Annotated in this window: 17 protein-coding genes and 5 tRNA genes; 13 read left to right on the forward strand and 9 right to left on the reverse strand. The window is 56.6% G+C overall.

Annotated features, from left to right (window positions below; translation table 11 throughout):
* Window positions 1-2: 2 nt before the first annotated feature.
* Both WLZ34_RS04400 and WLZ34_RS04405 read right to left on the reverse strand, forming a co-directional pair.
* Window positions 3-785, reverse strand: a complete 783-nt coding sequence (locus WLZ34_RS04400) for an inositol monophosphatase family protein (RefSeq protein WP_434730885.1) — start codon at window positions 783-785, stop codon at window positions 3-5.
* 95 nt (window positions 786-880) lie between these two features.
* Window positions 881-1,201 (reverse strand): hypothetical protein, encoded by a 321-nt coding sequence (locus WLZ34_RS04405; RefSeq protein ID WP_434730886.1) that lies wholly within the window; start codon window positions 1,199-1,201, stop codon window positions 881-883.
* A 216-nt stretch (window positions 1,202-1,417) separates the two neighbouring features.
* On the opposite strand from WLZ34_RS04405, the gene WLZ34_RS04410 reads away from it, so the two are divergent.
* Window positions 1,418-2,563, forward strand: a complete 1,146-nt coding sequence (locus WLZ34_RS04410) for a pyridoxal-phosphate-dependent aminotransferase family protein (protein WP_434730887.1) — start codon at window positions 1,418-1,420, stop codon at window positions 2,561-2,563.
* Complete coding sequence (locus WLZ34_RS04415; protein ID WP_434730888.1) at window positions 2,560-3,489, forward strand: D-2-hydroxyacid dehydrogenase; 930 nt, start codon at window positions 2,560-2,562, stop codon at window positions 3,487-3,489. Before WLZ34_RS04410 ends, WLZ34_RS04415 begins: the two co-directional genes overlap by 4 nt.
* Before the next feature lie 128 nt (window positions 3,490-3,617).
* On the opposite strand, the gene WLZ34_RS04420 is transcribed toward WLZ34_RS04415, so the two are convergent.
* Window positions 3,618-3,691 (reverse strand) — tRNA-Met (locus WLZ34_RS04420).
* Window positions 3,692-3,756: 65 nt separating this feature from the next.
* Here WLZ34_RS04420 and ade point away from each other — a divergent pair.
* Complete coding sequence (gene ade, locus WLZ34_RS04425; protein WP_434730889.1) at window positions 3,757-5,526, forward strand: adenine deaminase; 1,770 nt, start codon at window positions 3,757-3,759, stop codon at window positions 5,524-5,526.
* An 81-nt stretch (window positions 5,527-5,607) separates the two neighbouring features.
* Entirely contained in the window at window positions 5,608-6,738 is a 1,131-nt protein-coding gene (locus WLZ34_RS04430) for an MFS transporter (RefSeq protein ID WP_434730890.1), read from the forward strand.
* A 298-nt stretch (window positions 6,739-7,036) separates the two neighbouring features.
* On the opposite strand, the gene WLZ34_RS04435 is transcribed toward WLZ34_RS04430, so the two are convergent.
* Window positions 7,037-7,136: transfer RNA gene (locus WLZ34_RS04435), tRNA-His, on the reverse strand.
* A 180-nt stretch (window positions 7,137-7,316) separates the two neighbouring features.
* On the opposite strand from WLZ34_RS04435, the gene WLZ34_RS04440 reads away from it, so the two are divergent.
* The 7 genes from WLZ34_RS04440 (at window position 7,317) to WLZ34_RS04470 (ending at window position 14,646) form a co-directional block, all read left to right on the forward strand.
* Window positions 7,317-7,901 (forward strand): hypothetical protein, encoded by a 585-nt coding sequence (locus tag WLZ34_RS04440; RefSeq protein WP_428727512.1) that lies wholly within the window; start codon window positions 7,317-7,319, stop codon window positions 7,899-7,901.
* Window positions 7,894-8,460: a hypothetical protein gene (locus WLZ34_RS04445; protein WP_434730891.1), complete on the forward strand. Its 567-nt coding sequence runs from the start codon at window positions 7,894-7,896 to the stop codon at window positions 8,458-8,460. Before WLZ34_RS04440 ends, WLZ34_RS04445 begins: the two co-directional genes overlap by 8 nt.
* Window positions 8,461-8,597: 137 nt before the next feature.
* Entirely contained in the window at window positions 8,598-11,591 is a 2,994-nt protein-coding gene (locus WLZ34_RS04450; RefSeq protein WP_434730892.1) for a hypothetical protein, read from the forward strand.
* 99 nt (window positions 11,592-11,690) lie between these two features.
* Window positions 11,691-11,779, forward strand: a tRNA-Val gene (locus tag WLZ34_RS04455).
* Window positions 11,780-11,847: 68 nt separating this feature from the next.
* Window positions 11,848-11,976 (forward strand) — tRNA-Tyr (locus WLZ34_RS04460).
* A 114-nt stretch (window positions 11,977-12,090) separates the two neighbouring features.
* Window positions 12,091-12,630, forward strand: coding sequence for a haloacid dehalogenase (locus WLZ34_RS04465; protein WP_428727515.1), 540 nt, complete (start codon window positions 12,091-12,093; stop codon window positions 12,628-12,630).
* A 198-nt stretch (window positions 12,631-12,828) separates the two neighbouring features.
* A complete protein-coding gene (locus WLZ34_RS04470; protein WP_434730893.1) occupies window positions 12,829-14,646 on the forward strand; it encodes a peptide-N4-asparagine amidase in 1,818 nt (605 codons plus the stop codon).
* Here WLZ34_RS04470 and rpiA read toward each other — a convergent pair.
* The 5 genes from rpiA to WLZ34_RS04495 all read right to left on the reverse strand — a co-directional run bounded on the left by rpiA (window position 14,631) and on the right by WLZ34_RS04495 (window position 18,242).
* A complete protein-coding gene (gene rpiA, locus WLZ34_RS04475) occupies window positions 14,631-15,353 on the reverse strand; it encodes a ribose-5-phosphate isomerase RpiA (protein ID WP_434730894.1) in 723 nt (240 codons plus the stop codon). The genes WLZ34_RS04470 and rpiA overlap by 16 nt on opposite strands.
* A gap of 13 nt (window positions 15,354-15,366) precedes the next feature.
* Window positions 15,367-15,936, reverse strand: coding sequence for an HD domain-containing protein (locus WLZ34_RS04480; protein WP_434730895.1), 570 nt, complete (start codon window positions 15,934-15,936; stop codon window positions 15,367-15,369).
* 20 nt (window positions 15,937-15,956) lie between these two features.
* Complete coding sequence (locus tag WLZ34_RS04485) at window positions 15,957-17,135, reverse strand: NosD domain-containing protein (RefSeq protein ID WP_434730896.1); 1,179 nt, start codon at window positions 17,133-17,135, stop codon at window positions 15,957-15,959.
* Between the two features lie 63 nt (window positions 17,136-17,198).
* Window positions 17,199-17,960 carry a hypothetical protein gene (locus WLZ34_RS04490; RefSeq protein WP_434730897.1) on the reverse strand — a complete coding sequence of 254 codons (762 nt, stop codon included), beginning with the start codon at window positions 17,958-17,960 and terminating at the stop codon, window positions 17,199-17,201.
* Window positions 17,961-18,166: 206 nt separating this feature from the next.
* A tRNA-Gly gene (locus WLZ34_RS04495) sits at window positions 18,167-18,242 on the reverse strand.
* A gap of 41 nt (window positions 18,243-18,283) precedes the next feature.
* Here WLZ34_RS04495 and WLZ34_RS04500 point away from each other — a divergent pair.
* Together WLZ34_RS04500 and WLZ34_RS04505 are read left to right on the forward strand one after the other, a co-directional pair.
* Window positions 18,284-18,829 carry an RNA-binding protein gene (locus WLZ34_RS04500; RefSeq protein WP_434730898.1) on the forward strand — a complete coding sequence of 182 codons (546 nt, stop codon included), beginning with the start codon at window positions 18,284-18,286 and terminating at the stop codon, window positions 18,827-18,829.
* A gap of 38 nt (window positions 18,830-18,867) precedes the next feature.
* The gene (locus WLZ34_RS04505; protein ID WP_428727173.1) at window positions 18,868-20,109 is read left to right on the forward strand and encodes an ORC1-type DNA replication protein; all 1,242 of its coding nucleotides are present in this window, start codon (window positions 18,868-18,870) and stop codon (window positions 20,107-20,109) included.

Here is a 20,109-nt window from a genome sequence, read left to right on the forward strand (position 1 = left end):
CTTCACGGCCCATATTCGCCTGGCGTGATCCAGACCTCGTCGAGGACGGTTATGGTCGTTGGGTTGATCCTATTGAGCGGAGGCCTCAGTATGACCCTCAACCCCCTATTCACCGCTACAGCTAGCCCTACCGCGATGTCGTTTATTCTCAGTCTACCGACGTCGTTTATGTAGTACTCCATCTTGCCTATAGCCGTATAGAGGACTTCCAGCGAGGCGGCGCCCAGCGTTCTCAACTTCGGGACCCCTCCTTTGTCTAAGACGAACTTTCTAATCTTCTCTACTAGCCTTGGGTTGATCGTGTGGATGCAGATCAGCCCCTTACCCCTCGTTGAGAATTTGTACTCCTCGTTGTTCAAGTAGACAACTCCGTTTAAGTACTCGTACTTCTCGTCCCTGAATACGTTGGAGACGAAACCGTAGACAACCCTCCCGTAACTCAGTTCGCTCATGGGGTACACGGCTATAGAGACGGCTGAAAAGGGTATCTCAAGCACGTAGTTCAAACTACCGTCGAGTGGGTCGGCCAGGACCAGGTAGTCTGGGTTTCTAGCGATCTCGTAGAGTCCTCTCTCCTCGCTCAAGACCCACGCGTTGATCCCCTTGGATTTGAAGAGGTCTACGAGATACTCCTCCGCCATCAAGTCTATCTTCCTAGTCGTGTCCCCTGTAATCCCTCTTCCAATCTCTACGCCCAGCTCAGCCCTACCTATGTTCTCCCGTAGGAAGCGGACTAGCTCTGTCCCTATCCAGCCTACCTCACTCTTCAGCCCCAGAACATCCATTGAAACGCCTCGTCTCCAACAAAACCTAGGTCTGGCTGTAGTTAATTTATTAGGATGTTGGATCGGGCGTATTTAAATCCTTTCATGGAGGAGCCCTACTCCACAATCTTCAGCTCTCTCGCTATGTCTGCGACTCTTCTCACAGCCTCGCTCTTACCCCGCACGCGTAGGTGCTCTGCATCCACTTGCTCGACTACTACAACGCCCTCCCCCGCGTTGACGACCTTTGACAATAGTCTCGAGAAGCCCGACGCAGGGATTATCAGTTCCTCCCCGCCCTCAACCTCGGGAGGGTCGGTCTCCTCGCCCAGTAAGGCGTAGCCTTGAGTCCTCTTCCCAGACCTCGTGGAGACCTGCTTTAGCCAGCCCTTGACGAGTATCCACTTGCCCGTCCTCGTCTTCAAGTAGACCTTCATATGCTACCATCCTACTACACCATATATAATCCGGTTTTGAAAATCTTACCACGTGGGATGACCTGGCAGAGACGGACTGAACGTGTGATGTAGGTGGAGCGACTGGGACCACAACCTTTTCATTCCACCTCTACAGAGTAATGCCCGTACTCTACGTTGGAGGCAGTAAAGGAAATATACCTTGCACCCGATATCACGTAATCGGTGGGGGATCCCATGTACTTAGACGTTGTAAGAGAAGTAGAGCAGCTGGTGTGGCCTAGGAAAATGAGGCTGTTCACAGCAGGGCCGGTGGCCTGCTTCCCGGAAGTGCTGGAGGCGATGAAGTTCCAGATGTTCAGCCACAGGTCTAAGGAGTACCAGGAGCTCCACAAGGACGCTACGCTGAGGCTGAAGAAGTTCCTAGAGGCCGACAAGGCCACAGTCCTGCTGATACCCTCCAGTGGGACCGGCTTCATGGAGGCCAGCGTGAGGAACGCGATATCCCCCCGAGGTAAGGTCCTAGTAACGGTGATAGGCGAGTTTGGGAACAGGTACAGGGAAGCCGTGGAGAGGAACGGGAGGATACCCGTTGTCCTCGAGAAGGAGCTGGGCAAGGCTGTCAAGCCAGAGGAGCTGGACGACGCGCTGAAAAAGAACCCGGACGTGGAGGCCGTCACGATAACATACAACGAGACGAGCACCGGCGTCCTCAACCCGCTGAGGGAGCTGGCTAAAGTCGCAAAGGAGCACGGGAAGCTGGTTTTCGTAGACGCGGTGTCGGCGATGGGTGCGGCCGACATAAAAGTAGACGCGTGGGGTATAGACCTAGTCTTCGCTAGTAGCCAGAAGGCGTTCGGCCTTCCGCCAGGCTTGGCCATGGCGGCTGTCAGCGAGGAGGTCTTCGAGAGGGCCAAGAAGATACCTGAGAGAGGCCTGTACTTCGACCTCCTAGAAATAAGGGAGTTCCTAGAGAAGCAGTGGTCGACCCCGACAACGCCGCCGATCTCGATAGTCATAGGGCTGGACGTGATGCTCAGGGTCATCGACCGGATGGGCGGAAAAGAGGCCTGGCTCAAGATGTACGCCGAGAGGGCCGAGACTATAAGGAGAAGAGTCCTCGAGCTAGGCCTAGAGCTGTTTGCTGAGCCGGGCTATTATAGCCCCACAATAACGGTAGTCTACAACCCGCCCGGCGTCAAGGGGCCCGTGATATATGAGGAGCTGAGGAAGCGGGGGATAGAGATAGCCAAGGGCTACGGTAAGGTCAGGGACATCACGTTCAGGATAGGGCACATGGGCTACATCACCCAAGAGGACATAGAAGAGCTGTTCAAGAACCTCAAGGAGGTACTGACCTCCCTCGGCTTCGCCAAGAGGTGAAGAGCTTGGTATACAGAGTTCTCGTCGCGAGCAAGATCAGCAGGAGCGCAGTAGACTACTTGAAGTCTCAGGGCTTCGAGGTAGTCGAGGTACACGAGCCCGGCGAAGAGGAGCTGGCCAGGCTCATCAAGGGCTTCCACGCGATAATCGTGAGGAGCAAGCCTAGAGTAACAAGGAGAGTTATCGAGGCCGCCGACGAGTTGAAGGTGATCGCCAGGGCCGGCGTGGGCCTCGACAACATCGACGTCCAGGCTGCCGAGAGCAGGGGTATAAAAGTCGTGAACGCCCCCGAGTCGGTCACGCAGGCTGTTGCAGAGCTGACCGTGGGCTTAATGTTAGCGCTCCTGAGGAAGATCGCGTTAAGCGACAGGAAGATGAGAGAAGGCATTTGGATTAAGCACGAGGCGGTGGGCACTGAGCTGAGGGGCAAGACTTTAGGCATTGTCGGCTTCGGCAGGATCGGCAGGGCGGTGGCTAGGATCTGCTACTACGGGTTCGGCATGAAGATCATCTACACGGATAAACAGTGCGACAGGGAGGCTGGGAGGGAGTTCAACGCCGAGTGTGTAGACCTAGACACGCTGCTCAGGGCGGCGGACATCGTCTCCCTTCACGTCCCCTTGACGCCCGAGACGACGCACCTGATCAACGAGGAGAAGCTGAAGTTAATGAAGAAGACGGCTATTCTAGTGAACACGGCTAGAGGTGCTGTAGTCGACACCAACGCCCTAGTAAAAGCCCTTAAAGAAGGCTGGATAGCAGGTGCAGCACTAGACGTGTTCGAGCAAGAGCCGTTGCCGAAAGACCACCCGTTACTCCAACTGGACAACGTGGTCTTGACCCCTCACATAGGTGCCAGTAGCGTAGAGGCCCAGGATCAAGCCGGGCTAGAGGCCGCCAAGAAGATAGTCGAGCTTTTGAAGTAGATTTTATTCATCTCTCATCACTTTTCTCTTCCTCTGTAATACAAGCTGCGACAGAGATGATTGGGAAAGCCGAGAAAAGCAAGAAGAGACTTTGTGGTAACGGCGGGGCCTGCCTCGCGGCAGGGGTATAGCGGGGGGTGGATTTGAACCACCGACCTCGGGGTTATGAGCCCCGCGGGCTACCTGGCTGCCCTACCCCGCTGCTTTGCCCCGCCGTTATCTATATTATTCTACACGGGTTTTTAAAGCTCAGTTGTATACAGTGGTGTGCCGTTCTTGGCGCAGAGCCTCATCGAGTACTTTGAGGCGGCCGCTGGTAAGAGGAGGCCGACCCTCCTCCTGAAGAACGCGCGTGTCGTCGACGTGTTTACCGGTACCGTTGTCGAGGGAAACCTCGAGATCTACAAGGACAGGGTCATCGGGTTGACTAAGAAAGTTAGAGAGGCCGATTTGGTACTAGATGTTAAAGGATACTACCTCTTACCCGGCTTCATAGACTCCCACATCCACATAGAGAGCACACTACTCATCCCACAGCAGCTAGCACGCCTCCTCATACCGCACGGCGTCACCACTCTCATGGCAGACCCCCACGAGATAGCCAATGTCCTCGGGGTAGGGGGTGTCAGGCTACTAGTGGAGATGAGTAAGATGTCGAAGATCAGGGTATTCGTACAAGTCCCATCCAGGGTCCCCACAGCACCAGGGCTAGAGACCACGGGTGCTGTCCTAGAGGACAGAGACGTGGAGGAGTTGCTCAGAGAAGACTCCGCTGTCTCGCTTGGTGAGCTGAACTACCAGAACGTACTGAGAGACCCGGGCTACCTGAGGAGAGTTGAGGCGGCTAGGAGGCTCGGGAAGAGGTCTAATGGTCACATGGCTGGAGTGGTAGAGGAAGACTTCGTTAACGCTCTGGCGTCAGCTGGGCTAACAGACGACCACGAGGTCGTGTCTGGCGACGAGGCCTTTGTTAAGCTGGTCAGGGGTGTAGCAGTCATGGTGAGGGAGGGTAGTAGCGAGAGGAACCTCGCCGACGTGATCAAGGGGTTGATGGGCAGGCTCAGGGACCACCGTCTCCTGATGTTCTGCACTGACGATAAGCACCCAACGGACATCTTGAGAGAGGGGCACATCGACTACAATGTACGAAAGTCTATTGAGGAGGGTCTAGACCCCGTCGTGGCAGTTCAGATGGCGACTATAAACCCCGCCATGTACTTCAGGCTAGACCACTTAATAGGCTCTCTGGCGCCAGGCCGTAAGGCGGACGTGGTGGTCGTGGACAGCCTCGAGAAGCTGGGCATTAGGACCGTTGTCTTCGACGGCGAGGTCGTCTACCAAGAGGGTAGACTCATGTTCGAGGTCCCGCGAGTGGAGATACCCGAGTGGGCGAGGAGCACCGTGAGAGTCAACCCGGCTCTAAAGGCGGGCGACCTTGTGGTAAAAGCCGGCTCAGAGAGTGGAAAGGCCCTGGTTCGGGTGATAGGAGTGACTCCCGGACAGATCCTCAAGAAGGAGCTGAGGGAGTGGCTCGAGGTCAGGAGCGGAGTAGTGGTTGGGGACGTAGGGCGCGACATCATCCACATAGCAGTGGTAGAGAGGCACAAGGGGTTGCTCAACGTAGGCAAGGGGTTTGTGAAGGGCTTCGGCCTGAAGAAGGGAGCGATAGGATCAAGCGTGTCGCACGACCACCACAATATAGTGGTGGTCGGCGTAGACCCCTCAGACATGTACGTCGCCGTGAAGAGGCTGAGCGAGATAGGTGGGGGCTTCGTCGCCGTAATGGACGGCGAGATATTGGCGGAGCTTCCTCTCGAGTTCGCGGGGTTGATGTCGACAAGGAGCTACGAGGAGGTAGTGGAGAGGTTAAACAGGCTTGAGTACATAGCGAGGCACGTTCTGGGGTCGAGCCTCCCCAACCCGTTCATGCAGCTAGAGTTCGTCTCGCTACCGTCCGTACCCGAGATCGGGATCACGGACAGGGGTCTAGTTGTGGACTACAGGCTGGTCGACCCGGTCGTCGAGGTCTACAGCTGAGTCAGCTTTAAACTCGGGCGGGTACAATAAGAAGGCTAAAAGACGCCGCAACGAGGTAGTCTCGACTAGCGTGGTGGAGCAATGTTCAAGGACAAGATGAGCACCTACGCGGCTGTCGCCTTCGTGAATACCCTGGGATGGGGAGTCTACTACTCGTTTACACGGAGGTACCTAGTCGACGAGTTGTCGGCAGGCAGGGTTGTCATGTTGCTGGCGGGTCTGGAGTGGGGCATGAGCATGGCCTCGCTTTTCGCAGCCCTCCTGGAACAGCGCCTCGGCCGAAAGAGCATTCTGATCGGGGGCCTCTCCTCACTACCGATCGTCGCATCGAGCTTCATTAAGGAGCCGTACGCTTTCTCGGCTGTCATAAGCTTCTCCAGCCTCTTGTGGGCCTTGTCGTGGCCAAGCGTCGTCTCCTCCGTGTTCCAGGACGTAACAGGCGAGTACGGTAAGGCCTACAGTAGCTTCACAGTCGCGACAGGGCTAGGCTTCGGGGTCGGAGCCCTACTATCTGGCCTCGTGTACAAGATGGGTGGGGCCTTTCTCGTGTTCCTGCTAATAGCACTCCTGTTCGCCACCACGTTCGTGGCGGGCTGGGCCTTGAGCCCTACGGGGAAAAGCGATAGCAACGGTAAAATCGAGTGGCGGTTAAGGAGCGGGGGGCTGACAGCCTTCCTCACGTCTTTAACTCTAATCGTATTCGCCCGTGAGATGTTCTTTGCAGTGGGCGCTGTAAAGCTTAGCACGAGTATAGACGAGCTGTTCCCACAGGTAGACGAGGGGACAAGGTACGTCCTGTACGGGCTGTTCTACGGCTTCATAGGCTCCCTAATAAGCCCCTTCGCGAGGCTGGTGTCGGGCCGCGTGGTCGACAAGTATGGTCCGTTAAACGTTTACATAGCGTCGGGCGCCTCCTACCTGGTTACCTACTGGCTGTTCGCCCTGACGAGCGGTATCGTACCGGTCCTACTCTGGCTGGTCCCGATATATCCGTTCCTAGACACGTCAGTGTACTCGTATGTCGCGGAGAGGAGCGGGGTGAACAACAGGACTCACGGCTTCGGGCAGGTCATATTCTTCACAAGCCTCGGCGGTATCCTCCTCCTACCGGCTCAACCCCTAGTGGGCTCCAACACGCTGAGAGCAGGGTGCTTCATCACAGCAGCGGCCCTCTCCTCCATGCTCATTGCTTACTCGAAGTCGAGAAGCTAGGGGTATCGCCCCCGTACAACAGGCGCCCACTATTCCCTCAGAGCTCCTCGAGGTTGCACATGCCCGAGGAGCACGCGGGGCTTTAGAGACGGCATTCCAGAGACTAAGACTGGAACGGGGTGACTCTAGAGGGCTCCATCTCGGGGACTGGGGCGTTGAATTCTAAGCTGCTATTCCAATCTTCAGGTCAATGCTGGCAGAGACGCCCCTTAACACGCCTTAAACAGGTCTCGGAGAGTAGAACGGTCCACCCTCATCCATTAGGCTGTAAGGTCAAAGACAAATGGGTTAGACGAAGGGCCCGGGCCGGGATTTGAACCCGGGACCTCCGGGTCTGTGCCGGCCCCCTTAAGGGGCCGTCCACAGCCCGGCGCTCTACCAGGCTGAGCTACCCGGGCCATTTCCCCTGCTTAATGGCCCAAGCTCATCATCGCTTTACGCTCTATGTCCGGGCCCTTTATCGGTTGATGAATAGTGTTGGTGAACCTATTAAACCTTCACGCTACACCGCGGTTTCCAGCCTTCGACCTCCGCAAACTTACATTATTAAATTCGGGGCGACTTAACTATACCTGAGGATGGTTTTTGTGTCGGCTAGGAGGAAGACTTTTGCGGCCCGCGAGGACTTGATCGACGCGGTAAAGGAGATCGCCAGGAGAAGGGGCTACAGCTTGTACGACTACGTGAACGAGCTTTTCGAGGTGGCTATCAAGGCAGAGAAGGAGGGGTACTCGATCACCGGTGTTGTCAACGAGTTCTTGTTCTTCAAGCAAATACGTGAGTCGGGCTTCGTGCTACTGCTCGAGAACCTCTTCCAGGCTATGGTCAAAATAACTTACAGGAACCGCCAGGAGGCGCACGCGGTCTGGAGGGACGCGGGGGTGTGGATGGCTAAGTCCTTTAAAGCAAAGTACGGCGAGAGGGCTCTCTCGCAGTTCAAGAGCCTGGCGCCCTGGATATTCTGGGACATACCTGAGCTTGAGATCAGAGAGCTGGGTGACGGGGTCGAGGTTTTTGCCACCAGCCCACGGTTCAGCCCGGAGTACGCAGACCTGTTCAAGTCCATGGTAGAGGGCTTCTTAGAGGGGCTCGGGTACAGGGTGGACTCAAGCGAGGTAGTGGGTAAGACGGTGATCGTGGCGGGTAGGTCGAGCAATGCCTGACGCGAGCAGGAAGAAGCTAATATACGTCTCGGAGGACGTGCTGGAGAGGCTAGCGAGGCTTGCCTACGCTAGAGGCGAGTCGCTTGCTAAGCTACTAGACCGGGTACTGAGGCAGGTAGTAGAAGCCTTCGACATGGGCTACAACATGGAGGAGCTGATAAACCTCCTCAAGGTAGTAGAGGTAGAAAAGAAGCTCGGGGCAGTGTTCGTCCCCCACGAAGTGGTGGAGACCCTACTGGAGAAGACGGGCGGCACCGACGACGTCCGGAGGGTGTTCTACGAGGCTGGGAGGGCCTACGGGCTGTACATCAGGAACAGGTACAGGGGGTCGCTCGACATCGTGAGGTCTTTTCTCGAGAAGACCAGGTGGGACTTAAACGAGGTCTCGGTAGTCGAGCAGGGCGGCTCTTACAAGCTTATGTGCGTCTCAACGGTCATGGGCGAGGTCGAGACAAGTATGACCGCCAGCTTTATCGAGGGCCTGCTAGCAGGGCTCGGCTATTCGATACTGAGAGAGGAGGTCTCTAAAGGCATAATCGTCGTGGAGTTCAAGGCTTAGCGTTAAACCTGGACTTCCACGAGGGCGCAGCCCATCCCGTGGCCTGTGCACAGGATCTAATGATCGGTTTAAGGTTGTGTACGCACCCTTAAAAACCAACCCCCTTTATCAATTATCAGTCCGAGTGTGGTGGTGGAATGAGTAGAGCAACCTATACGCTCGTACTCGCCCTAATACTCGCCTCTATCGTAACGCCAATAGTGGCAGTAGCCGGAGTCACAGGCAACCTACAGCTACAGGTTACTCCAACTAAGGGCTCTCCCGGCGACGTCATCGTAGTCACAGGCGTAGCGCCTCTAGGCTACTCTGTCAACGTGTCGTTCGTCAACTACACAGGTACTGCGCCGGCCCCAGGCAACTACCAGGTCCTGGCTAGCACACTGGCATCTGTCGGAGTGGGCGGTAAGTTCCAGGCCGTCCTCGTAGTGCCCTACGTCCCCTACGCGACTAACTACGCAGTGTACGCCTTCGTCCCAGGCTTCGAGGCAAACACCTACGACTACGTGCCGTTCACCTTAGTGCCCAAGCTGATACTCAACGTCACGACTGTAAAGTCCGGCGGTATGGGCGGCCTAATACCAGGGTCGATCGTAAACATAACTGGTGTGGGCTTTACAGCTGGCGCTGGCGTGACCATCTTCATCAACGAGACAGGCTCCCAGATCGGCTCTGCCCAGACCGATGCTAGGGGCGTGTTCACATACATATGGTCGGTCCAGAACATGCCCAGAGGTACTTACACGATAGTAGCCACCGACGGCAATGTCACAGCAAGCACCACGATAAACGTTATACCAGCCCTATTCTTCTACGACCCCAACACAGCCGTCTACACCGCCCTGCTCACAGTGTCTGGCCCGCTAGTCAGGGACCTTGAGGAGAACATAACACCTCTGCTAGTAGTGGGCACCGGCTTCGACCATGATGTGGGTGTAATATCCATCACGTTCAGGAACTCGTTCTACAACTACAATAAAGCAATAAATGTTACAGCCGCCACTGACTCATACGGCGTGTTCTCTGCCGTCCTGAACATAGGCCACATACCTGGAGGCACCTACACGGTCATAGTCACCGAGTCGACCAACGACAGCTACACGTTCAAGGACGTGATCACTTTCAACGCATACATAGAGGCCTATGACTACAACGCCTACACGAGCGCCTTCGGCTCCACGGACTACAACGCAGCGGCCGCCTCTATGCCATCTCTCAAGGTCACCAGCCCCGGCGCTAAGGTGATAGTGTTTGGCTGGGCGTTCGCCCCAGGCAACATCACTACTGCCGCTGGCACTGTAAGCGTCCCAGCCCACATATTCATCGACGTCGACGTTCCAGAGAACACCCTGACGATCTCCAGCGTCGTCGTCGGCACGCAGATCGACAGCTACAACCTCCTACCGGACGCTGACGGCTTCAACATTGTGGTAGTCCTGATGCCCTCGGCCATAGTGAGGGGCGGCCACGAGATCGGTGAGACCCAGAACATCACTGCGCCCGTCCAGCTGAGGTTCTCGGCTAGGACTAACATAGCTGTCGGTCCAACGGCATTCTTCTCGCCACCAGCCGGCACGGTAGGGCCGTACACAAGCATCGTCGGAGTTGAGCCCACCACAGGCATAGGTGTCGTCTCGGGCAGCTTCGCAGGCCCGTACTACTGCCTGGTCTCGGGCATGACGGTCTGCGGAGTGAACGTCACAGCACCCACAAACGTGGTCCAGCTGTGGAAGACTGCTCTCGGCACCAACGTGACAGTGTCCGGCGTTGGCTTCGACCCCAACCAGCCAGTACTGGTCTTCATCGAGGGTGTTCCACCAGTCGACCTGAGGCTACTGTACCCCAGCTACTTCGCCACTTACGGGCAGAGCTTGTCGAGCTTCCTGCCCGACGGTATCCTAGTAGCGTACACCACGACTGACAGCAAGGGCAGCTTCTCGACGTGGTTCATATTCCCGACACTACCCGGAGCAATGTACAAGATATGGGTGTTCGTTGGCAGGATTTCTGGAGGCTACGACCAGGTACAGGCTGTCTACATAGCTAAGACGAGCATCACGTCGTTCCAGGTACTACCAGGGTTCTACCTCAACCCCGCAGTAGCTATCGGCCCGTACGTAGCTGAGGTCGTGGCTACAGGCCTACCATACGGTGCCACCGGTGGAGTCGCGGGCGTAGCCATAAGGACTACAGTACTAGACACTATTGCCGACGGTAAGTACAAGCAGAACCTCAACGACGGTATCATGGGCGTCAACCTGCACGTGTCGAACTGGAGGATCACACCCAACGGCACCCTCACCGACGTGCTGTCGCCGAACGTGTTCCCAGGTCTCTACATACCTGTGTTAGAGCCCGGCATCTACGAGTTGAGGATGATAATGCCCGACGGTAGCCTGTCTGCGCCGACCTACATAGGCATATTCAACGACGTAGCCGACATACAACTCATAAGAGACAATGTGATCGCTATAAAGGCCGGCGTTTCCCAGATACTCGTGAACCTACAGCAGATTAACGCCACCCTGGCCTCGGTACAGGGCGACATTGCGACTATCAAGACCGACGTGGGTACGATAAAGACGACTGTACAGGCCCTACAGCCGGTCGTCACCTCCATCAACGGCACCGTGGCCGAGATTAAGACTGCCGTCGGCACGATACAGGGTGTTGTACTGAGCCTGAACGGCACTGTGGCCACAATCAGCACCACTGTGGGCGTGATAAGGGCGACCGTCGACTCGCTGTCTAGCGTAGTGTCAGGGCTGCAGTCCACTGTAAACGCTCTGAGCAGTAGCGTGAACACGCTATCGAGCAGCCTGTCGGCTCTAAGCGACAAGGTGGACAAGGGCTTCGCCAACATGTCGAGCGCCATAAGCGCCGTGTCGAGCAAGATCGACAGCAGCACAAGCAGCCTGAGCAGCGCTATAAGTAGTGCCCAGTCCGCTATCACGAACGCCGTGAGCTCCGCCCAGTCGAGCCTGTCGAGCAAGATCGACTCCGCCCAGTCGGCGCTGAGCTCGCAGGTGTCCACCGTCTCCAACTACGTGCTGGTAACACTCATACTAGCGCTGATTGCCGCAGCTGCCGCGATATACGAGGTCATAGTGCTACACAGGAAGCTGGCTGGGTAAAACCCTGACCACAACTCCTTTTTTTCTAAACATCGGGCCCCTAAGGGGCCTTACTCCCAAGTTTAAAACCCTCCTCTCCATCATCATAATCATAGTCTAGGGCCCGTCGTCTAGCCTGGTTAGGACGCCGCCCTTACAAGCAAGGCTAGGAGAGGCGGAGGCCCGGGGTTCAAGTCCCCGCGGGCCCACTACACCCTCGCAGGCGTTGTTTATAAAAGGGCTGTCTCTATATAATGAGATTGGTCTGGTGTCCCAACCCGCCGTAGCTCAGCGGCAGAGCGCCCGGCTGTAGGGGTCACCCGCCCACCAAACTCCCCGCTAGGGGTTGGATGAGGGTGGGTCGGCAGTGACCGGGTGGTCGGGGGTTCAAGTCCCCCCGGCGGGATTTTTTAACCCTCGCGTTCTACTTTCTACGTGGTGGTCTACCATAGGGCTCGAACAGGAGGTAAACGAGGCGATCGAATACCTCTCGGTTAAGGACAAGGTTAGAGAGCAGGTCTTGAAGGCTTCTAGGGAGATACTGAGGTACTCGACAGAGGCCACGCGTCTAATACACGCAGGCGACCTGTCGCGGGCTCTCGAGAACATCAGAAGAGCTGGAGACGTCTACGCCAGCTTGGGGAGCGTGCTCGCGGACCACCCCGACATACTGTACAGCGGAATATTACAGGGGGCGTTAGTCGAGTACGTAGAGGCTTACGTGACCTACTACGCGATAACCGAGGGTAGGGTGCCGAGCAGAGCCGAGATCGGCGTAGACCACGTCTCGTACCTGCTAGGGCTGGCGGACTTTATCGGCGAGCTCAAGAGGCACGCCCTCGACCTGCTGCTCCTCGGCAAACTCGAAGAGGCGGAGAGGGTCCTCCGCTTGATGAAGTACGTCTACGACAACCTGAGGAAGGTCAGTTTCCCGGACGCCCTTCTCCCCGGCTTCAGGCACAAGATAGACACTGCTAGGAGACTCATCGAGACGACGCAAGAGCTCCTCATATACTCCAAGAACGCCAGGCTGGCGACAGGAGTTCTCTCCAAGCAGTAGTCCGCGCCCGGCTGGCCGTCCTCGGGCCGTTGTCCAGCAGTAATCCCGTAGCCTAACGGCCTACCTCCACTCTCTCGTCGCATGTGCGGTCAGGCTATGTATGTATTCAGCACGTAAGTGCAGCTGGTAGACGTACACACCAGATAATGGTCAATACTTATAATCTCAACTGTGAGATAATTCCACTTTGGTGGTGTAATGCGGAGAATTCTACTAGTGCTGGCACTGGGCTTCCTCCTTGTAACCGCCCTGCAGGCCCTCCCGGCCTCGAGCAGTGTACAACCAGGTACTAGGTTCAGGAGCCTCGCAGTGTCCCCCCTCTCAGAGAGGGTCGTCCAGCAAGCCTACGCGGTGCCGATCATACCCCCAGGCTACTCGCTGTACGCCGGGCTAGACACTAGACCTGGCGTAGGCACGCAGGGCTTCTGGAGCTGGCAGGACTACCCCGGCTACGTCCCCTCGGCCCAGCCCGTCGAAGTCCCGATATTGGTGAATGCTGCCTCAAACAACCTCTCAGACCCCAACTACCCGCCAGTCCCCTCAACGGCTGTGGCGAGCCTCCCGTCGGGTAGCTTCTCAAAGATCCTGTTGAGAGTCAACGTCACGTTACAGAGCGCTGTCCCCGGTAGGCCCGGGGTTAACTACGACAGAGCTCTCTGGATATTCGTAGACGGCATACCTCTATTAATAGGGACTACAGCTCAGAGATTCAACTACACGCTAGTCGCGGATGTGACGTACCTGTACCCCGTCTTGGTAGGCGGGCCCCACAACTTCACCATGATACTCAACAACTGGGTCATACCCCGTCTAGGGCTGACAGGGTACTTCGTAGTCAACGCCAGCCTGCTCTACTACCCCGGGACACCGCCGCCAGACGTCCCCGACGCGGTCCTACCACTCTGGAACACCTCCGGGATAGCGTGGGTCACGCTGAGCACCAGGCAGCCGGTCGCGTGGCAGGTCGTCAACATACCGTCCAACGCTATTCAGGCCTTCCTCTACTTGTACGCCGAGGGCGCGTCGTACGACGAGTTCTGGTGGACGAACATACCCACGGACAGGTTCATAATGGTCTACTCCGATGGTAGGCTGGTCGCGGTGACACAGGCGTTCCCATACATCTACACGGGAGGGGTACTGCCATTCCTCTGGAGGCCTGTGCCCGCTATCGACACCTACGCCTTCCACCCGTTCGTGGTCGACGTGACGCCTTACCTACCGTTCCTGGTAGGGACGCACAACCTGTCAATAACCGTGAGCAACAACATGAACTACTGGCTTGTGGGAGGGTTCATAGCCCTCAAACTCTCTAGCCAGAGCGTCTCGTACACGTTCCTAGGCGACAACCCCGTGTTCTCTCGCGTCGAGAACCAGCTCAGCGTAGCTGGAGGCGTAGTCTACACTGTATCGTCGAGCTACGTCAACACGGCTAGACTCAGCATAACGGTGGGTGGATCGACGTACACTTACATAACAGACTACTACGTGTACGCCTCGGGGAGCCAGGCCTACAGCGACGTCTGGTGGAACACAACGCTAAACCAGGTCTGGGGCTTCAAGAGCAGGTGGGGTACGAGCTTCTTGGCGAGGACCGAGAGCTCCTCTATAAGAATGAACTACTATGAAATAGTGGTCCCGCAAGGTGACATAAGCAAGGCGACAGTAAGCAACCCGGTGCCCGCGCAGGACGTGATGAGGGTGTTCGTCTCCCACTCGTACGAGTCGGCATACGCAACCAACTTGTACGGATACCCCGTTACGGCGTACATGAAGCAGTCTGTGTCCGCCTTCGGAGGCATGGTCGCTAACCTGCTGTACGTATCGCTCACAGGCGCCATTATAACGTCTATTTCGAGCGCGTCGGCGAAGAACACCAAGAGCGAGTACTACGACGTCAAGCTCGGGGCAAGCCTAATGTACAGGTTTAACAGGCTAACAGTAGGCTCCACCACGTACCCGCCACTAGTCTACGCGCTCGAGAGGGACGTTGTAGGTGTCTACTCAGCTAGGTGAACACCTTTTTTCCTTGTAAACCTCAGCTCCTCGACCCTGTCACTGTACCCCACTATTAGCAGGTCGGTAAACCCCTTGAAGAACCCGGTCGACACCACCCCTGGTATCGACTCTATAGTCTCAGACAGCTCGTTCAAGTCCGCGTTCTCGGGCACTCTCACATCGACAATGACGCCCCCTAGGTCCGAGACCACGGGGCCGTACTTGCCTCTCCCAGATACGCGGACACCCGCCTCGAGGCCCATCGACTTGAGCTTGTGTAGCACGAGGTTGAGCGCCTGCGGGACGACCTCGACTGGTAGTGGGTGTCTCTCGCCGAGCCTCTCGACCTTCTTCGTGTAGTCCACTATGAAGACGTTGAACAGTGAACTGTAGGCCAGTATTTTTTCGAGAGTCATAGCCGCGCCTCCGCCCTTGATCATCGAGCCGTCTTCCGAGACCTCGTCGGCCCCGTCGACGTATATCTCCACGAAGTCGACAGTCGAGGCATCCAGAACTCTGAACCCCCCCTGCCTCAACAAAAGCGCTGTACTAATAGAGGACGGCACGAAAAGGACGCTCTCCCTCGCCTCAAGCCTCTTCGAGAGCTCCTCGACGAACTTTTCAACCGTGCTCCCTGTACCAACACCGACGAGCCTGTACCCTCCCTCTAGGACGATGTCGACCGCCCTATTTGCGGCGTTCCTCTTCGCGAGCTCGGTCTCCACGCAGATCGCCCTCTCACCTAGCTTTGTATTCCAGTAGGGTTGAGACGTATCTCTGTACGCACTCCCTCAAGCCCCCGGGGAGCCTCGGTATCAAGCTCACCACGCTAGACCGCGTGTTCTCGGCTATGTCCCTAACCCCCTCGAACCCGCTGTTGAGGTAGTACACGGCTCTCAGGTAGGTAGCCAGGTCGTCTGCCATCTTAACGAGAAGGGCTTCGACACTAGCAGCCGACTCCACCTCCGCGTACAGGTCTTTGAAGTGAGTGAAGCCCAGCTTGCCCAGAGCCTCCTCCTCTAGTCTCCCCACCACGTCGCCCAGTCTCTCTTTCACGGGCCTCGGTATATCGCCGGTGAGCGCCTCGGGCAGGTCGTGTATTAAGGCCATGGTCAGGGCCTTACCCTCGTCGACGTTCCCGCCGCACCCTCTAGCCTCGTGAGCGATTCTCAGAGCTAGGACGGCTACGAGGTACGAGTGAGAAGCCACATCCTCGGCGAGGGCGGCCGGCACCCCTCTGATCAGCCACCCAGCCCTGGGGATGTTGTACAAGGCCAGTAGCCTGTCCAACTCGTCTTTACTGGTCAATAGACCACCCGGAAGACTGCCTACTCTCTCCGGACTCTAGTAATGCCTCTCGCTATTAAAAGAGCGACTAGCAAGGCTAGACCAAGGGCCAGGTAAGCAGTTGCTTGGACGGGTTGGAGAGTCGCACCGCTCGGGTTTTCAGAGCTCGTAGCAGGGGTCGTAGTCTGTGGATTACTCGGTGGGGCCCCCGGTGAGTATTGAACAGTAGTAGAAGTGCTGTATGTCGCGTATCTCGACTGAGGTGTCGTAAAAGAGGTTGTGTTCTGAGGAGTTCTCGTATTCGTACCTCCGCTGGTGGTTGTCGGCCAAGGGCGTGTTGGTACTGTAGTGGTCGCCGTTGTGTAAACCGAGGTAGGCAAGGGCGGCGATGCGGTAGTGGTTGTGGAGGACGTAATTGTAGCGGTGCCAGCCGTCGTCGTAGCTATTGTGGTGTGAGTGCTCTCCGTGGGAACAGTTGTTCTCGTCGTAGTAGGCGTCGTTACCGTGGACGTTGTCGCCCTGGTGACGGTTGTTGTCGTGGTCGTCGTATTAACCTGCACTTCGATTGGCGGCGGGTAGCGCACGAGAGGCTTCCAGTCTACGTTGTACTCGTCGATGGTGTAGGGTTGGTCGCCTACACCGTCTCCATCGGCGTCCACCCCTTTGTAGTCCGACCAGTAGTTCCCGTAGTAGGTGCTGTTCCACTCGAGTACGCTGTTCTCTAACACCACCTGGCGCGTGTTGTTGATGAAAGCGTTCCCGTAAACCAGCCCGGTCGAGGTATTGTAGGCCCTCAACCCCACGGTGTTGTAGTCTACTATGGTGCCGTGCATGGTGAAACTAGGGGAGGCTAAGACGACAACCCCGTCCATGTTCGACTCGACCGTAGAATTGTAGATTGTGACGCTAGAGTTAACGATCTCGACCCCGGTTAGACTCCTCACCGCAACTGTGTCCACGATGGAGATGTCCTGGGAGTTCACTACGACAACTGCTACAACGTTGTCTGAGACGAAGAGGTCCCGGACGGTAACGTGGCTCGAGTTAGCAATGTACACGCCGTAGAGGCAATTTGTTATATTGTGTCCACTTATCACTACTCCAACAGCGTTAACGACGGCGAGACCAACCCCGTTATCGCAAGAGCTGGGCGGGGTACTGCTAAGAGTTGCGTGGACTGAAAGGGGGCCCGAGAGAGCAGCGGGTAGTACGCAGGTCACGAGGATTAATATAGGAATGACATCCCCCACGTTCAACCCCAGACCCTCCGCACATCGGCCACCCTACAAGCACACTCTCTCTTCTCCCACTAGTTCCTTTATCCTCCTTAATAGAAAGGTTACTCTCTCACTGAGACCCGTCTTCAGCCTGGAGACCTCTCGTAAGACCTCTACTATATCTTCACAGCGCTTAGCGCAACACCCCCTCGCCAGTCTACACGGGGGTGGGTCGCAGTCTATTAAGGCGCAGGGAGTCGCGAGCTTCGCGAAGTCTAAGAGGCCGTGGAGACCCTCACAATCCGTACCCGCTAGTTCCTCCCTAACATAGCTGTAGTAGTCCGCTAGCACGTCGTAGAGACCCCTCTCTTTCAGAAACGCGCTTACTTCAAGGTCTTTTACAACGGTCGAGGCCAGGTAGAGGCCCTCTATGAAGCCCTCTCCTAGCTCCTCTTCTGTCCAACCCTCTACACGTATCAAGTAACTCGATAGCGAGCCGTGTAGTATAGCGTGGGCGCACTCGTGCGCGAGTAGGGCCCTTACAGTGCGTGGTTGCAGGTTCTTCAGTTTCTCGTAGTCCAGGTGTATCCTAGGCCACCCGCGCCACGCGTCGTGTGAAACGGGGTAGTCACCTACGACTAGGACGCCGAGATCTCGGGCCTCGTCCTCCAGGAACCGCCTCTTGAGCCACGTCGACTCGAACACGTAGACCTCCAGTATCTCTGGCGCTGTCTCCACCGCGTTGTAAAAGCCCGAGATCGCCTCTTCCACAAAGGACAGGAAGTCGCCGGGTACCCGCCCTCTAACCTCAAAGAACACGTTGGGCAAACCTATACACACCTTGGCCACCGTGTAGTGATCGAGTGGAAGCACATAAACATTGCAGCAATGGGTCGACCTGGGCGTGCAACGGGGCGCACGGCTATTGCGAGCGCCCGGCTCCTGTAGAAGACAGAGGTGAGCCGCTAATGCGAGCTAGGGAACGCGCGTTCACTCGGTGGGCCTGAACCGCGTAGGGGTTAGTAAAGGGCTAGTGCGGCGGCCGGGATTTGAACCCGGGATTTCCGGCGTGGCAGGCCGGCGTCCTAGTCCAGGCTAGACGACCGCCGCTCAACATAGTTAATTAAATGGTTTTGCTTTTAAAACTTACCTTGGAAACCGCTGACGCCCAGGCGAGCGAAGTTAGGAGGGGTTTGCCCCTGAAGTGTCCTAATGAAGGGCGGAGACCCGCCCTGCTTGTTACTTGCCGGACTGGCACCAGAGCCTGGTGCGAGGAGGAGGTAGGCGACGCCCTGTTCGAGGTGAACCACGATATCGTCGTCGTGGAGACGGGGTTCCCCGACGTGCTAGTCGTGTGTTCTGGTGCCGAGCCGAGAACGCTGTACAACAGGGCCAAAGGGGGAGAGTACGGGTTTGTGGAGAACATCGTTCCCGTGGACAGAGTTCTCTCCGGGCTTGAGGAATTGGAGGCCGCGATCAAGTCGCTCGTTTGCCCTGGCGAGAGGGTCAGGTTGAGAGTGAAGTCGTTTGGTGTAAGGGGTGTCTCGAGCGAGGTGTGGCGGAGGGCCGTAGAGTACATTGGGAGGGCAGGGGGTTCCGTGGACAAGTCTTCTCCGACTTGTCTATACATAATGGTGTTCAAGGAGTCTATACTGTTGGGGAAAGGGCTGTGCAAGGCGTTTTTTAAGGAAACGTAGTGTTATTAGAAGGCTGAAAGTTTCGGGTGTGTTTTCCGTTGGGCGAGGACGTTTGGAAGATAATAGAAGAGGAGGTAGAGAGGCCGTCGATTTTCAAGAGCAAGGAGAGCCTTACACCAGAGTACATACCCGACACCTTACCCCACAGGGAGAAGGAGTTAAAGGAGTTAGCGTCCTACTTTAAGCACCTGGTCTCCTCGCCGGGTAGTTTCTCCCAGAGGGTCCTCTTAATAGGCGGTGTTGGGACGGGTAAGACGGCTACAGCTAGGGTTTTCGGGCGGGACTTCACTAGGTACGCGCTGACCAAGGGCTACAAGGTGAAGTACGCTCACGTGAACTGCCACAGTAACAGAACGCTCTACAACGTGATAGCCGATATGTCCAGGCAGCTAAACGCCCCCCTGCCCTCGAGGGGGCTGTCCGCGAGGGAGATGTTCGAGGCTCTTTTAGCGCACCTGGACGAGACGGACCAGTACGCAATAATATCCTTGGACGAGTTCCACTACTTCGCGAGCCTGGCCGGAAGGGACGCTGTCTACTTCATAGTCCGGGCCTACGACGTGTTCGAGACGCCTGTCAAGAGGCTAAACTTCGTCTTCATCTCGCAGGACACCGCCAAGCTCTCCCTCCTAGACCCCTCGCTCGAGAGCTACCTGCTACGCCACATGATAAAGCTGGAACCCTATACCTCGGCACAGTTGCTCGACATATTGAAGTACAGGGCCAGTAAGGCGTTCTACGAGGGCACGTACGACGACACAGTGCTGAAGTTTATCGCCGACTACGAGGGGCGCGATAAGGGTGGGGGAGGGAACGCCAGGCACGCCATAGAGGTCCTGATGATAGCCGGCGTAATGGCCGAGAACGAGGGGGCTAAGAGGATCACGTTAGAGCACGCGAGAAAGGCGATCATGAAAATCAGCAGGGACATCGTCAACGTGTCCGAAGCGATAAACTACAGCTCCCTACACGAACTGCTCGTCCTCCTCGCGGCGGTGAGGCTCTTGAGGAGGACCGGCAACCCGTACGTCAAGATAGGCGATGTCGAGAAAGAGTACGAGATGGTCTGCGAGACTCTAGGCCAGCAACCCAGGAGACACACCCAGGTTTACGAGTACGTGATGAACCTTAAGAAAGCGGGTATAATAGAAGCCAAGTCCAGCGGGAAAGGTATGAAGGGCAGAACGACACTCATAGGTATAAACTACGGCCCCCTAGACATGCTCGAGCAGTACCTCATGGACTTGATCAAGAGGAAGATCGCGATTGGTGCGACCTAG

Origin of the sequence: Thermogladius sp. KZ2Tp1, assembly GCF_051131135.1 — an archaeon.
In the GTDB taxonomy this organism is placed as follows: domain Archaea; phylum Thermoproteota; class Thermoprotei_A; order Sulfolobales; family Desulfurococcaceae; genus Thermogladius.

Coding starts and splice junctions, on each gene's coding strand:
- WLZ34_RS04400 (WP_434730885.1), bottom strand. CDS start 785: ATGGATGTTCTGGGGCTGAAGAGTGAGGTAGGCTGGATAGGGACAGAG.
- WLZ34_RS04405 (WP_434730886.1), bottom strand. CDS start 1,201: ATGAAGGTCTACTTGAAGACGAGGACGGGCAAGTGGATACTCGTCAAG.
- WLZ34_RS04410 (WP_434730887.1), top strand. CDS start 1,418: ATGTACTTAGACGTTGTAAGAGAAGTAGAGCAGCTGGTGTGGCCTAGG.
- WLZ34_RS04430 (WP_434730890.1), top strand. CDS start 5,608: ATGTTCAAGGACAAGATGAGCACCTACGCGGCTGTCGCCTTCGTGAAT.
- WLZ34_RS04440 (WP_428727512.1), top strand. CDS start 7,317: ATGGTTTTTGTGTCGGCTAGGAGGAAGACTTTTGCGGCCCGCGAGGAC.
- WLZ34_RS04445 (WP_434730891.1), top strand. CDS start 7,894: ATGCCTGACGCGAGCAGGAAGAAGCTAATATACGTCTCGGAGGACGTG.
- WLZ34_RS04450 (WP_434730892.1), top strand. CDS start 8,598: ATGAGTAGAGCAACCTATACGCTCGTACTCGCCCTAATACTCGCCTCT.
- WLZ34_RS04470 (WP_434730893.1), top strand. CDS start 12,829: ATGCGGAGAATTCTACTAGTGCTGGCACTGGGCTTCCTCCTTGTAACC.